Below are 13,708 nucleotides of genomic sequence, written 5' to 3'. Positions count from 1 at the left end.
CAATTATTAATCACCTACGTATCCTAGATGCAGTGAGCTGCTCCTGTGGGATACAGGATCGGACTGAGATAGGGAATGTCTAAATTGGCACCACGTAGAATGAACCAAAATCCCATCAATAGGTACAGCACTGGTAAGACCCAAGCAAACCGCCACTTCAAATACCGTTTGGACCATTGTGCAAAAAAGGAGAATAAAAACAACATCGGCCAAGTGCCTAAACCAAAGGCGAGCATAAATAAAAAGCTCGACCACATCCCATCAGCATTGACCGCGGAAGTGAGCGAAATATACACCATACCGCATGGCAACATACCGTGGAACATGCCGGCAACAAAAGAACCGCCCGGTCGATTTATCCAGCGCCCCATGGCGCGAGCAAAAGGTTGTACTGTCCAAGATTGAAATCGTTGTATTGAATCCGACTTCCATCCTAACACTTGGAAAATGCCGATGAGCAATAATAATATACCACTGATAATACTGATCGACTGTTGCCAACCGCCTATTTTGCTAGCTTGACCAATCAATCCTAACAAGAGACCTAGTATACCATACGTAAGCACTCTACCCGATTGGTATCGCAACTGAAACAGCAGACTAGAATAAAAAGTATGTTGACGCTGCTGCATACCAAAGATCAGCGGCCCGCACATGACTGCACAATGCAGACTACCAAATAATCCCATAAAAAAGGCAAAGTAGGCATAATGCATCGCGCGAGAGACCTAAGGAATAAACAGGTGATGTACGGACTGGTACGCTGTGCCGGCACCATTCCACGTGAGTTCTACCTTCCAATGACCGCGCGCGTAAGAAGCAAGTGGCAGCATGACAGAATCGGCCGATGTCTGAAATGCTTGTTCCTTATCTAGTTTCGCATCAGATCGGCGCTTCCAATGCGCTGTGCCTTTGTTGCTTGACGTTGAAAAATAAATACACAAGTTATCACCTTGCAATCGTAGCGTCGGCGTAGCCCGATCACGTTGTAGATTTTCTTTCAGCTTATACACTTCGCTGTATTGCATTCCTTTATCATAGTAATTCTCTTCTTCCAAGGTATCGGTATCTTGCCTTACCATGTAAAAGACAGAACCAACAATAAATGCCATAAAGGCAGCCATTCCTACAACGATACTTCCTCCCCAATTCATATACAATTATTTTAAGATCCCATATTATAGTTAATCTCCTTTACCGATCGGCGCTATGAAGGTGGTCTTTAACGATTTGATTTCTAGATTTTTAGATATCAATTCTATCTTCACATCCGTTTTATATTGCTGGACGTCTTGTTTATCTCGAATTAAGAAGAAACTCAACATCGCTGTACCATCTCTCTTTAGTGAATCGATGGAATTGACTCGCTGTACTAATACCGTGGTATCGGCACTCCGTATTGTAAAGGGAATGTCTTTGCCCGACTTATTCGTGAGTTCCAAAGTATAAAGATTACTCACCGTGCCATCCGCTCGTAATTGATACGAGCTGCCCGTAGCACGTAGTAATCGCGCATCGATAATAGAACGGTTGGCAAGGAGAAACCCAAAACCTATGGATAAAACGACTAGGATGCTAGCATAGGCCCATGTTCTGCCGCTTATTCCTTTCGATTTTTCTGTTTCGCCTTCCAATGTAGCCGCGCTGTAGAAGCCGACAAGCCCAGTTGGTTTCTGCAGCTTGAGCATCACCGCATCGCAAGCATCTACACAAGCCGTGCAATTCACACATTCTAGCTGTATGCCATTTCGAATATCAATGCCTGTCGGGCACACGTGCACGCAGAGCTTGCAATCCACGCAATCACCTTTCAAATCCTCCATTTCAGCATCGCGCTGCTGTTTACCTCGAGGTTCACCGCGACGCTGATCGTAAGCTACAGTCACGGTTGACTCGTCTAACAATACGCTTTGCAACCTTCCATACGGACAAATCGTCGTACAAACGATTTCGCGCAGGTGCGCGAATACGCCATAAAAAACCAGCGTAAACACGATCAATGACAAGAAGCCTATCAAATGCTGCTCCACCGGCTCCATTACGATTCGCCAGAGCGCATTTACACCAATAATATAGGCTAGAAATAGATTGGCTATTAGGAAGGACAAGAGTAGAAATATGCTATGTTTGGCCAACTTCTTCCAAGCGCGGGCATCCGTATCGGGCCCTTCATTCATTCTTCTTTGTTGCACCCAGTCGCCTTCGATCCAATACTCAATCCGCCGAAATACGAGTTCCATAAAGATGGTTTGCGGACAGGCCCAGCCACACCACACACGCCCGGCCATCGCGGTGATTAAGACGATGGCTACGAGCATAATCATCATCCCAAAAACGAAAATGTACAGATCTTGTGGGTAGAATAGGACACCAAAGATTGAAAACTTGCGTTCTACCACATGGAGCATCAACATCGGATGTTCGCCAATCTTGACAAAAGGAAGCACGAAGAGAATAAGCAGCAAGGTATAGCCTACCCATTGCCGGCGTTGATACCAAATGCCTTTCGGCTTTTTGGGATAAATCCATTTTCGTTTATTTTCTTCTGCTATTGATGTCATATCGATCCCTGTTTTTGCGGTATTCGGCCGTTATTCGTACTCTATTTCGGTACCTTCTGCTGCTTTTGGATTGGCAGGATTACTATCTCGCAAGGAGATGATGTAATTACTGACTTCCGCAATTTGTGCAGGCGTCAGCGTTTGTTCCCACGGCACCATCCCTTTGGCCGGCACACCGTATTTCACCGTTTTGAAAATATCGCGGATTTCGCCACCGTGCAACCAATGCCGGTCTGTAAGATTAGGTCCAATAGTTCCTTCGCCTTGCGCACCGTGGCATGCCGCACAATTCGCAGTAAAGATGGCTTGGCCAGCTGTGGCCATCGTGCCCGTAGAATCTACCGTGATCGACGACTCATCGACTAGATCGGCGACCTGACTGAGATACAACTGCCGCGCCTCTTCTGCTTGCGCCACTTCTACCACGTATTCTTGATCCTGATCTAGCCCCCAAGCAAATACATGATAAGAAAGCAGATAACCCAAACCAAAAACAATGGTGGAGTAAAACAAGGCATTGAACCAAAGCGGAATTGGATTATCCAGCTCGACGATCCCATCAAAATCGTGATCTTCGATTACCAGCGTATGTTCTTCCTCGAGTTTATGTAATCCAAGCAGACCATCCCAGCGCGCTTTCGTACGCTGCGTACGAGCGAGCCGAGCGGTAGATTTTTCAGCCAAATCATTCTGGTAGTTTTTTGGAAAACTAATTCGGTAAATCGCCTGCAAGGCACGATGAATTCTATATACGGCCAGCAATAAAACCAACATCGCGACGACCAACGTAATCAAGAATATCGTATGATGTATATCGCCATCTGATAATAGAAATGATTTAAAACCGGCAAAAATGTCTGTTGTCATCAAAAGTGTTGTCATTATGATTGTTTTAAACGGTTTCTGTATCTTTTTCTTGATCGGGATCGTCTAATGGAATCTGCTCCATGTAGGCGGTAAAATCCTTGCGCATCGTCAATAGCATGACAACCACAACAGTAAAGAAGATCAGAAAGATCCACAGCGATAAGATGAGGTATATCTCATCGCCATGTAGATTGGATATTTGCTTAAACATGAGCTTAATGGTTTGATTGTTACTAATTATCGGTCGCCGCCGGTGCTGTATTGACTTTAATATCTGTACCCAGACGTTGCAGGTAGGCGATCATGGCAATGATTTCCCGATCCGAATCTACGTCTACTTGGTTGGCGCGTAATGCCACAGCAATTTCTTGCGCTTGTTTTTTCGCCTCCGGCAATGCTTGTTGAATCTGCTGATCGGTGTACGGCACGCCTAGTGTTTTCATCACAGATAGTTTTTTCGATAAATCGGAATAATCGATTGCTTGCTCGATCAACCAAGGATAGGCCGGCATAATACTTCCTGGTGAAGTGATGGTAGGATCCAATAAGTGATCAAAATGCCATTTGTGCGGATATTTTCCCCCGATGCGCTGCAAATCAGGCCCCGTGCGTTTGGATCCCCACAAGAATGGATGATCGTACACAAATTCACCTGCTTTGCTATATTCACCGTAGCGCGCTGTTTCCGAACGAAACGGTCGAATAGTCTGCGAATGGCAATTCACACAGCCTTCGCGGATATATAAATCCCGACCTTGAATCTCCAGTGCGGTATATGGCTTTACAGATGGGATGCTAGGTATATTGCTGCTCATGGTGAATGTCGGAATCATCTCGACCATACCACCAATTAAGATAGCGACAAGCGCTAGCACCATAAACAGCATAGGTTTGCGTTCAAGGCGACGGTGACGGTATTTTTCCCCGTGGATGGCGTTGTCCAATGCGGGTGCTTCGGCTCTTTCATTTTCCAGCAAACGACCACTGCGCATGGTTTTGGCCAAGTTATAGGCCATCATGATCGCTCCTGTCAAGTACAGTGCTCCACCAAAAGCGCGCATCATGTGCATAGGAATGATCTCTAAGGTGGTAGCTAAGAAGTTTGGGTTTCTCAGTACACCCTCTGGTGTAAAGTCTTTCCACATCAATCCCTGTACGACGGCTGCCCAGTACATCGGGATCGCATAGAATAAAATCCCAAGCGTACCGATCCAGAAGTGGGCATTCGCCATTTTCTTGGAGTAAAGATCCGTGCGGTAGATGCGTGGCACAATCCAATATAAGATAGCGAAGGTCATAAAGCCATTCCAACCTAATGCACCAACGTGCACGTGGGCTACGATCCAGTCGGTAAAGTGCGCAATGGCATTGACTTGTTTTAACGATAACAATGGACCTTCAAAAGTCGCCATCCCGTACGCCGTAAGCGCCACGACCATAAACTTCAACGTAGGTTCTCTACGCACTTTGTCCCAAGCACCGCGCAAGGTCAATAAGCCATTAATCATTCCTCCCCAAGATGGCGCGATAAGCATCACCGAAAACACAACGCCTAAAGACTGTACCCAGCCTGGTAATGCCGTATATAAAAGGTGATGCGGACCTGCCCAGATGTAGATAAAGATCAATGACCAAAAATGTAGAATACTGAGTCTGTAAGAATAAATAGGTCGATTGGCCATCTTCGGCAAGAAGTAATACATCATACCGAGGTATGGCGTAGTTAGGAAGAATGCCACCGCATTGTGGCCGTACCACCACTGTACCAAAGCATCTTGCACACCAGCGTAGATATAATAACTTTTCCAGAAGCTGACCGGCATTTGCATAGAATTCACAATATGCAGTACAGCAATGGTGACAAATGTGGCAATGTAAAACCAAACGGCTACATACATATGTCTTTCGCGACGTTTGATAATAGTACCAAACATATTGATTCCAAAAATGACCCAAATAATCGTAATGGCAATATCAATCGGCCATTCCATTTCGGCGTATTCATGCGAGCTGGTAAATCCCAGCGGCAAGGTAATGGCGGAGGCCACAATAATCAGTTGCCAACCCCAAAAGTGGATTTTGCTGAGCGTATCGTTAAACATCCGCGCTTTCAATACGCGCTGCATGGAATAATAGACGCCCATAAAAATGCCATTGCCCACAAAGGCAAAAACGACCGCATTGGTGTGTACCGGGCGCACACGCCCAAAGGTGGTATACTGTGTCAGAAAATTCATCTCCGGCCAGATCAGCTGTAACGCAACGAGCAGACCGACAGACATGCCGACTATCCCCCATACGATGGTGGCCACCCCAAAATCGCGCACGATCTTGTTATCATATTCAAATTGCTGTAATTGCATTATTCTACGGTTTTGTTTGTCATCCAAAAGTAGAAAAGAAGCCCTGCAGCGCTAATGATGAACTATACCGAAAAAGGTGATCTTAATCACAATTTGCTAGGCAAAAAAATAGTCCATAGACGCGGTGTCTATGGACTATTTTCTTCTATGGCTTAGCCAGAATGATTTTACATCATCGTAGCGGCCGTTTGTGTCTCCGTATCTACTTTGGCCAATCTTCTATAACCAAAGCGATCTGGATTCTCAATCACTGATTTGACAGAGATGAGCTTGTACACGTATGACCCCGTCTCTCTATTGAGATTCAAATCATAATAACTTTCTGTACCCTGACGACGAATAGACCGTTTCAAACTACCACCACCTACATTATAAGCAGCAGCAACTAAGGTCCAATCACCAAATTCACGGTGCAATGCTTTTAAGTATTTTGCGGCAGCATGTGTAGACTTGTTGAGATCCATACGATCATCCACATCACCATTTACGCGCAGTCCATACAACCGAGCCGTAGCCGGTATAAACTGCCAGTAACCGCCTGCACCTTTGTGCGATGAAGTACGGGGATCCAAATCACTTTCCACTACAGGAATGTATTTGAAATCTTCTGGTATGCCATACGATGCCAATATCTTCGCTATGCGCGGCAGATACTCATTCGCTTTGCGATGCATCTTATACGATTGGATCTTCTTGTAGGAAAATCTTTTGAGGTAAGTCGTCAGCTTTGTTTTTACAGCTGGGTCATTTAAGGGTACTTCCTCTTCGGCAAATGTAACATCACTCCAGTAGGGATCTCGTTCTGCCGAGTCTACGGTTTCCGTTGTTTTTTGTAATTTATCGAATTGCCATGCCACTGGATTGGTCCCTTTAGGCATTTTTTCGACATTGGAGCTTGAGTATAATTTCGTCAGCAGAACCGCGACTAATACTACACTACAAACTAATGCTTTCTTTTTTATCATCCACTTCCTTAATGTTATCCGTCCCCAAATTCTTGTGTATGCAAGGGGAAAATGATAACTTGGTAAATTGAGCCGACAAAGATAGGGACGATTTCTTTAATAACCAAATAGTTATCTAGAATACGCTTTATGCCTATTTAAACAACTCCCACAAAATCAATGTAGTTATAGTAATTAATACAGATAAAAGTGTACCTTTGCAACCTAATTTAATTTCTATATGCCATTCAACAACAAAAGGAACAGTCGTGACGACAGCGCCAGAAGAGGTAGAAACAACGAAGACTCCCGTTCTCGTAGTAATGATCGTCCTAAATCCAGCTTTTCTTCATCAGACAAACGTTTTAACAAGGACAGCCGTGGAGAAGACAGCCGATCAAGAAATGCAGGGGAAGGATTTGCAAAAAAATCCTTTAGCGATCGCGATGATCGCAAACCATATAATAGCGACAACCGCAGATCTTCTGAGGATCGTAAACCATACAACAGCGACAACCGCAGATCTTCTGAAGACCGCAAACCATACAATAGCGACAACCGCAGATCTTCCGAAGACCGCAAACCATACAATAGCGACAACCGCAGATCTTCCGAAGACCGCAAACCATACAATAGCGACAACCGCAGATCTTCTGAGGATCGTGGTGGTAACAGAGATTTCGAAAAGAAAGCCGGATTCAGCCGCAACAGCGACAACCGCAAATCTTCCGAGGATCGCAAACCATACAACAGCGATAACCGCAGATCTTCTGAAAACCGTGGTGGTAACAGAGATTTCGAAAAGAAAGCTGGATTTAGCCGCAATAGCTCTTCTCGTCCGGATTTCAAACAACGCGAAGGATTCAATAGAAAACCTTTCAACGATCGTGAGGAGCAAGGCAAAGGTGGCGAGAGAACTAATCTCCGCAGCAGAAAGACTTTTACATCCGGTGAAGGTGATGAAAAGACTCCTTTTCCAAACAGAAAATTCTCCCAAGCACGTAAACCGGCATCTGGCCAAGCTAAAGATGATGGAACAATTCGCTTAAACAGATACATTTCCAACTCCGGCATTTGTTCGAGAAGAAAAGCTGATGAATTGATTGCACAGGGATTGATCGCCGTGAATGGTGAGATCGTGACCGAATTAGGCACGAAAGTAGACCCAGCAAAAGACGAAATCCGTCACAACAACGAACGTCTTAAGCGGGAGAAAATGGTGTATGTCTTATTAAATAAGCCAAAGGATTACATCACGACAACGGATGATCCGCAAGAAAGACGTACGGTCATGCAACTGGTCAGCAAAGCGACTAAAGAGCGCATCTACCCAGTAGGCAGATTGGATCGTAATACCACTGGATTGCTGCTATTAACTAATGACGGCAACTTAGCGGAGAAGCTTTCTCATCCAAGAAACAATATCAGCAAAATGTATCATGTGGAGCTAGACAAAAGTTTGTCTCAAGGTGATATGAACAAAATCGAATTCGGTATCGAGCTAGAAGATGGATTGATCAAACCAGATGAGGTAAGTTATGTAACGGGTGCCAGCAAGAAAGAAGTAGGTATTCAGATACATAGTGGCAAAAACCGCATTGTAAGACGTATTTTCGAGCATTTAGGGTACGAAGTGATCAAATTAGACCGCGTAGTATATGCCAACTTGACCAAGAAAGATTTGCCACGTGGCAGATGGCGTTACTTGGAAGAGCGTGAGTTGATACAATTGAAACACTTGATGAAATAGGAATATACGAGGCGCTAGAAATAGCGCCTTTTTTATTGCCTGTTAAAATGTGTATTTTTGACAAAATTATAATAGCACATGACAGACCCTAAAAGCTTAACATCCGTATCCGAATTTCACAAAACATTCCAGCACCCAATCTTGGAGAGTCCGCAAATCCCTGCTCCGAGCAGATCGGCTTTACGTGTTTCTCTCATAGCAGAAGAATTGAAAGAGCTGGAAGAGGCAATACAGAATAATGATTTGGTAGAAGTGGCTGACGCACTTTGTGATATTCAATATGTACTATCGGGCGCTATCCTCGAATTTGGATTACAGAATAAGTTTAATGCCTTATTCGAAGAAGTACAACGCTCTAACATGAGTAAAGCTTGTAAATCGGAGGAAGAGGCGATACAAACACAGGAGCACTATCGTGCAAAAGGAGTAGAATCCTATTACAAAAAAGTGGATGATCTTTACTTGGTATTCAGAGAGGGAGACCACAAGACTTTAAAGTCTGTTAATTATTCGCCAGCGGATCTAAAAACAATATTAGCAGAGAAATAGCGAAAATTGCTACTGAGCAAACGAATAGATTACGGGATCAGCTTGATCAATTAACCTTGGTAAGCTGATCCTTGTTTTACACCACGAGCTTCCAAGCCTTTGTCAATCTCGGTTTGGATTTTTGATTTGGGGAAGCCCCAATTCGGCGCGATCAAAAGCTCTTTATCTGCAATACCAAAAATCCGTTGAATAATAATGTCTGGTCTAAGCAAAGGGATGAACTTAGCCAAGAAATCGGTATATTCTGGGATAGTAAACAACTTGAACGGCTCGCGCTTATACTTCGCTCCCATGATCGATCCTTCTACAATATGCAGGTGATGTAGTTTCACAAACTTGATATGAGGTTGTTTATTGATTTCATCCGCATATTTAAGCATCATCTCTTCGGTCTCCCATGGAAAACCAAAGATGGTATGCACACAGATTTCTAGCTTGGTGCCTTCCAACAGCTTCATAATGTTCACGAACTCATCATGTAGACAACCTCGATTGATGCGCTCCAAGGTATCATTATAGATCGATTCCATACCCATCTCCAAATCCACATCATATCGATCGGTATAGCTTTCCAATAAAGCAATCTTCTCCAAGTCCAAACAATCTGGACGAGTACCAACTGATAGGCCAACAGTATGCTCTGGACAAATGCTTAACGCTTCGTCGTACATCATCTTGAGCAAATGTGTAGGTGCGTAAGTATTGGTATTGGGTTGAAAATAGATTACAAACTTCTCGGCGCCGTAAGATTTACGCGCTCTGGCAATACCATTCTCCACCTGCTCTCGCATGGAAGGAATCTTGCGCGCAGTATCTGGCGTAAAGGAATCGACATTACAATAGGTACAGCCGCCATATCCCTTGCTCCCATCCCGATTAGGACACGTAAAATTTCCGTCTACAATGACCTTGAAAACTTTCTGTCCTGCGTATTTCTCTTTGAGGTATGCTCCGTAATGATTGTACGGTTTTACTCCTGAATCTAATAGTGTTGCCATCTTGTGCTGCAAAGATACGCATACTTGCTGGCTATGCAACATGCGATGATTGAAGCAGGCGTTAAATACAGATTTGTATTATCATCACCTAGAAGACTTATAATTATTGATTTATAATCAAGATATTAATTTATCACTTCCAATACAATTACACGATTTAATTCATTTTGATGATATCCTGTAGAAACAACAACCTGACCATTGTTAATTTTTGCATTTACCATTGCACCATTTTTTAAATCGTAGGCCTTTTTTATTTTTTTGTAGGGAAACTTATCTAAGATAATGTCATGACCGTCGTTATTAAATACGTGCACATATACTTTGTCGCCTTTCTGCGTTAAGCAGCCCCAAGGCTGCGGAGCGAGATAGCCAGCAGATGTTCCATAGACACTTTCACCATTGATTTGAAGCCATGATCCGATGGTCGATAATCGTTCTTTAAATTCAGATTGAATTTCTCCATTTGGCATAGGGCCAATATTAAGCAACAGATTAGATCCAAGGGCTGCTGATTTCACTAAATATTCAATCAGTTGTTTAGATGACTTATACGTTGTGTCACTCAGATTAAACCCCCATGATTCACTAATAGTCTGACACGCCTCGACAGGTAGATGATCGGATGCTTCTTGAAAACTTAAACCTGATTTATTTTCTCCTGGTAGATCTCTTTCGAACATTTGAAAATCTTCTCCTGGTAGTGGAGTTAAATGGTGGTTATTTCCGATAAGGCATTGTGGCTGTAGTTCATGGATCAAACCGTATATTTCATCATATTTCCAGTCGAGTCGCGAAGTTCTGTCTTCCTCCCCTTCGGGAGCAGTTTGATCCCAGTGGCCATCAAACCAAATCCCACCTATCTCACCATAATTGGTCAGTAATTCGGTCAATTGATTTTTCATAAACTGGAGGTAACTCGCATAATCGCCAGTTCCCTTTCTTCCACTAAACTGTCCTGTTCTCCCCGTTTCATGCGGAAAATCTTCACGAGTCCAATCTAACAAAGAATAATAAAGAAATAGTTTAACACCTTGTTTTTGACATTCGTCGGCCACCAATTTCACGATATCTTGCTTATAAGGCGTATTCATAATATTAAACTCAGAATACTTTGTATCCCAGAGACTAAAACCGTCATGATGCCTTGTGATCAATGTGATGTATTTCATTCCGGCATTTTTGGCCATGCTCACCAATTCTTTTGCATCAAATTCTGTGGGGTTGAAAAAACGTTCAAGAAGTGCATAATTCTCTACGGTAATCTTACGATCATTCATCACCCATTCACCACTACCCGGAATACTAAAAGGTCCCCAATGTATGAAAAGACCGAATCGTGCATCTGTAAACCATTTTCTTGCCTCTATATTGGATGAAGATGGTATGTAAGACTGTGCAGATGATAATTGGCTCATCGTCACAAATAAAACAAATAATATAATTCTATAAATCATTGTATTTAGGTTATAGTCAAATATCTATAATTTTAAGCATTTAGCATTAAAAAATATCATTTCAATAATGCTTATAATTACGACATATTGCTATATCATTTACAGAAAACAATCTAAAAGCAGTAGATTCCAATAAGTAATTAAATCCTTTTGACCTATCTCTCAGGATTGAGCTACCTATCATATAATAAAAATGAGTGGTTAACAGACATGTCACCCACTCACTGTATATTATAGTATTTTGGATATCTAACTTACATAATGCGGTTATGCTTTATTAATATAGTGCATTTATACCTGCATAATCTCCAGCTGTAAGTCATGTACGTTGACTATTCCAAGTGGTGCCATTAAGTCTAGTTAAAGCTGGTAAACTACGATCAATAGAAAAGTCGAAAGAACCATATAGCATCACTGACTCAAAATCGAATGCACCGTGATTAACATAACCCGGCCAAATATTAAAATTACCTCTTACAGCTGGAACACGATTGATATAAACAATAATATATGAATCACGGTCAGGGCGAGTCTGCTCATGCATAATACCCATAGAGTGCAGAGTTTATGTGCCATGATTGCTGGAAACGTAATGTTGGCAATATTAATTTGATTAACACGACCTCAGGACCAACCTAAGGGTGAAATATTAGATGAAGGCGAATATACAAAATTGACATATTCTGGTTGCGTAGTACGTTCTACTAATCGGACGGAAGTTTCTGCTGTGCTGTGATCAAGTTAAAAGCTCCGTATGCTAGCGAGAAAGACGTTGTAATTGGCATTCGATAAGGAATCTTGGACCGGAAGTCTATAAAAAACTGTCCGATTCGGCCAAGTCTGACTTAAGTTCCGGGTGATCGTCGCACGTTCGGGCCCAATCAATATTAAGAACAGAATTTTCAATTACCGTACCAGCTTCAATCACACCCGGATAACGAATCATGAATGGTGTTCTTAACGACACTTCGTATATAAAGCCTTTATCAAACCAGCCATGCTCACCCAAATAAAATCTTTGATCAGAACCATAAATCACAATCGTATTCTCTGCAAGACCGTTTGCTGACAAGAAATCTACCATCTTTCCAATATTACAGTCTAGTGCATTGGCAGTTGCAAAATAATCACGCATATAACGTTGAAATTTCCATTCGGAAAGTGCATTATCATCAAGTTCTTGTTCATTAAACTCTTTACTTACAATGTCGTCATAATAAGCTTTGTATGCCGCACGCTGTTCTTCATCCAATCTACTGTAGATCCCGTTTTTTCCATAATCCACATTGATTTTGAGATCGGAAGCTAATTGCATCGTTTTAGCGATACTCATATCTTGGTGTTCGGTGGCCCTCCGATTTTCATAATTATCGTAAAGGCTTGCTGTAACCGGGAAATCGACATCATCATAGGATCCCAAATCTTCAATCGCAGGCAACCATTCTCGATGGGTAGCTTTTTCAACCCATCATTAGCAAAAAAAGTTTGTCACGATCTCTGTTCTTAATACAATCAGTAGAAAGTTCTGTTATAATGTCGATGACATATCCTTTATAATGCAATCTATCATTATTTTGATTATAAAGATCCGGATTGAAATAATGGCCTTGATTAGGCAAAATTTCCCAATAATCAAATGCATCGTCCGGCAATGTTTCTAAATGCCATTTACCAATCCACGCCGTTTGGTATCCAGATTCGGTCAGCAACCTCGAGAAAAGCAATTGATTGATATCAAACTGATTATCATTGGAAACAAATCTATTTATATGACTGTATTTACCGGTCAATAATGCAGCACGACAAAAATCCTGACTAGGTTATCTTAGAGATTTGTATAGATGCTGATACAACAAAAAATATTTACACAAAAAAAGCCCTTGCAATTTTGTTGCAAGGGCTTTATTATAAAATTAGGCACCGACCTACTCTCCCACCTGTTACGGCAATACCATCGGCTCTGGCGGGCTTAACTACTCTGTTCGGAATGGGAAGAGGTGGACACCGCCGATATAGGCACCTGAATATCTTTATTTCGTATCGAGTATATAGTAGTGCGTATCGAGATCAATCTCTATTGGCAGTACGTATATCCCAGTACAAAAGAATATCGTGACATATATTTGAAAGAAAGAAGGACAGTAAGAAAATATAATCTGCATACCATTCACTATTGCTAGCGTAAGAAACACAGGAAACAACAGAACACGTTTTCTATC

General features: G+C 42.4%; 14 protein-coding genes and 1 rRNA gene. 2 read left to right on the top strand and 13 right to left on the bottom strand.

Annotated features, from left to right (window positions below; genetic code table 11):
• Positions 1–23 precede the first annotated feature (23 nt).
• From AC3IRT_RS05325 to AC3IRT_RS05295, 7 genes are all read right to left on the bottom strand, one after another.
• Positions 24–716 (bottom strand): sulfite exporter TauE/SafE family protein, encoded by a 693-nt coding sequence (locus AC3IRT_RS05325; RefSeq protein ID WP_489395392.1) that lies wholly within the window; start codon positions 714–716, stop codon positions 24–26.
• A 12-nt stretch (positions 717–728) separates the two neighbouring features.
• Positions 729–1,154 carry a FixH family protein gene (locus AC3IRT_RS05320; RefSeq protein ID WP_489395391.1) on the bottom strand — a complete coding sequence of 142 codons (426 nt, stop codon included), beginning with the start codon at positions 1,152–1,154 and terminating at the stop codon, positions 729–731.
• Positions 1,155–1,184: 30 nt separating this feature from the next.
• The gene (gene ccoG, locus AC3IRT_RS05315) at positions 1,185–2,561 is read right to left on the bottom strand and encodes a cytochrome c oxidase accessory protein CcoG (RefSeq protein WP_489395390.1); all 1,377 of its coding nucleotides are present in this window, start codon (positions 2,559–2,561) and stop codon (positions 1,185–1,187) included.
• 30 nt (positions 2,562–2,591) lie between these two features.
• On the bottom strand, positions 2,592–3,443 hold the full coding sequence (locus tag AC3IRT_RS05310) for a c-type cytochrome (RefSeq protein WP_489395389.1): 852 nt from the start codon (positions 3,441–3,443) through the stop codon (positions 2,592–2,594).
• 10 nt (positions 3,444–3,453) lie between these two features.
• Positions 3,454–3,639 (bottom strand): hypothetical protein, encoded by a 186-nt coding sequence (locus tag AC3IRT_RS05305; protein ID WP_489395388.1) that lies wholly within the window; start codon positions 3,637–3,639, stop codon positions 3,454–3,456.
• Between the two features lie 22 nt (positions 3,640–3,661).
• Entirely contained in the window at positions 3,662–5,791 is a 2,130-nt protein-coding gene (ccoN, locus tag AC3IRT_RS05300; RefSeq protein ID WP_489395387.1) for a cytochrome-c oxidase, cbb3-type subunit I, read from the bottom strand.
• 167 nt (positions 5,792–5,958) lie between these two features.
• The gene (locus AC3IRT_RS05295; protein ID WP_489395386.1) at positions 5,959–6,669 is read right to left on the bottom strand and encodes a lytic transglycosylase domain-containing protein; all 711 of its coding nucleotides are present in this window, start codon (positions 6,667–6,669) and stop codon (positions 5,959–5,961) included.
• A 307-nt stretch (positions 6,670–6,976) separates the two neighbouring features.
• Between AC3IRT_RS05295 and AC3IRT_RS05290 the strand changes: the two genes are divergently transcribed.
• Positions 6,977–8,485, top strand: coding sequence for a pseudouridine synthase (locus AC3IRT_RS05290; RefSeq protein ID WP_489395385.1), 1,509 nt, complete (start codon positions 6,977–6,979; stop codon positions 8,483–8,485).
• A 78-nt stretch (positions 8,486–8,563) separates the two neighbouring features.
• Positions 8,564–9,034, top strand: coding sequence for a pyrophosphohydrolase domain-containing protein (locus AC3IRT_RS05285; protein WP_166334855.1), 471 nt, complete (start codon positions 8,564–8,566; stop codon positions 9,032–9,034).
• A gap of 50 nt (positions 9,035–9,084) precedes the next feature.
• Here the strand turns inward: AC3IRT_RS05285 and mnmL are convergent, their stop codons facing one another.
• The 6 genes from mnmL to rrf form a co-directional block, all read right to left on the bottom strand.
• Positions 9,085–10,032, bottom strand: coding sequence for a tRNA modification radical SAM protein MnmL/YtqA (gene mnmL, locus AC3IRT_RS05280; protein WP_489395384.1), 948 nt, complete (start codon positions 10,030–10,032; stop codon positions 9,085–9,087).
• A gap of 125 nt (positions 10,033–10,157) precedes the next feature.
• A complete protein-coding gene (locus AC3IRT_RS05275) occupies positions 10,158–11,489 on the bottom strand; it encodes an alpha-L-fucosidase (protein ID WP_489395383.1) in 1,332 nt (443 codons plus the stop codon).
• A gap of 319 nt (positions 11,490–11,808) precedes the next feature.
• Positions 11,809–12,042, bottom strand: a complete 234-nt coding sequence (locus AC3IRT_RS05270; RefSeq protein WP_489395382.1) for a M12 family metallopeptidase — start codon at positions 12,040–12,042, stop codon at positions 11,809–11,811.
• 258 nt (positions 12,043–12,300) lie between these two features.
• Complete coding sequence (locus AC3IRT_RS05265; RefSeq protein ID WP_489395381.1) at positions 12,301–12,927, bottom strand: sulfatase/phosphatase domain-containing protein; 627 nt, start codon at positions 12,925–12,927, stop codon at positions 12,301–12,303.
• A gap of 22 nt (positions 12,928–12,949) precedes the next feature.
• Positions 12,950–13,279, bottom strand: coding sequence for a sulfatase-like hydrolase/transferase (locus AC3IRT_RS05260; protein WP_489395380.1), 330 nt, complete (start codon positions 13,277–13,279; stop codon positions 12,950–12,952).
• A 122-nt stretch (positions 13,280–13,401) separates the two neighbouring features.
• A 5S ribosomal RNA gene (gene rrf, locus AC3IRT_RS05255) occupies positions 13,402–13,513 on the bottom strand.
• Positions 13,514–13,708: the final 195 nt, after the last annotated feature.

The organism is Sphingobacterium sp. KH_072, assembly GCF_057837975.1.
Note: the sequence above shows the minus strand (reverse complement) of the source record. Positions and strands in the feature narration are given on the sequence as shown.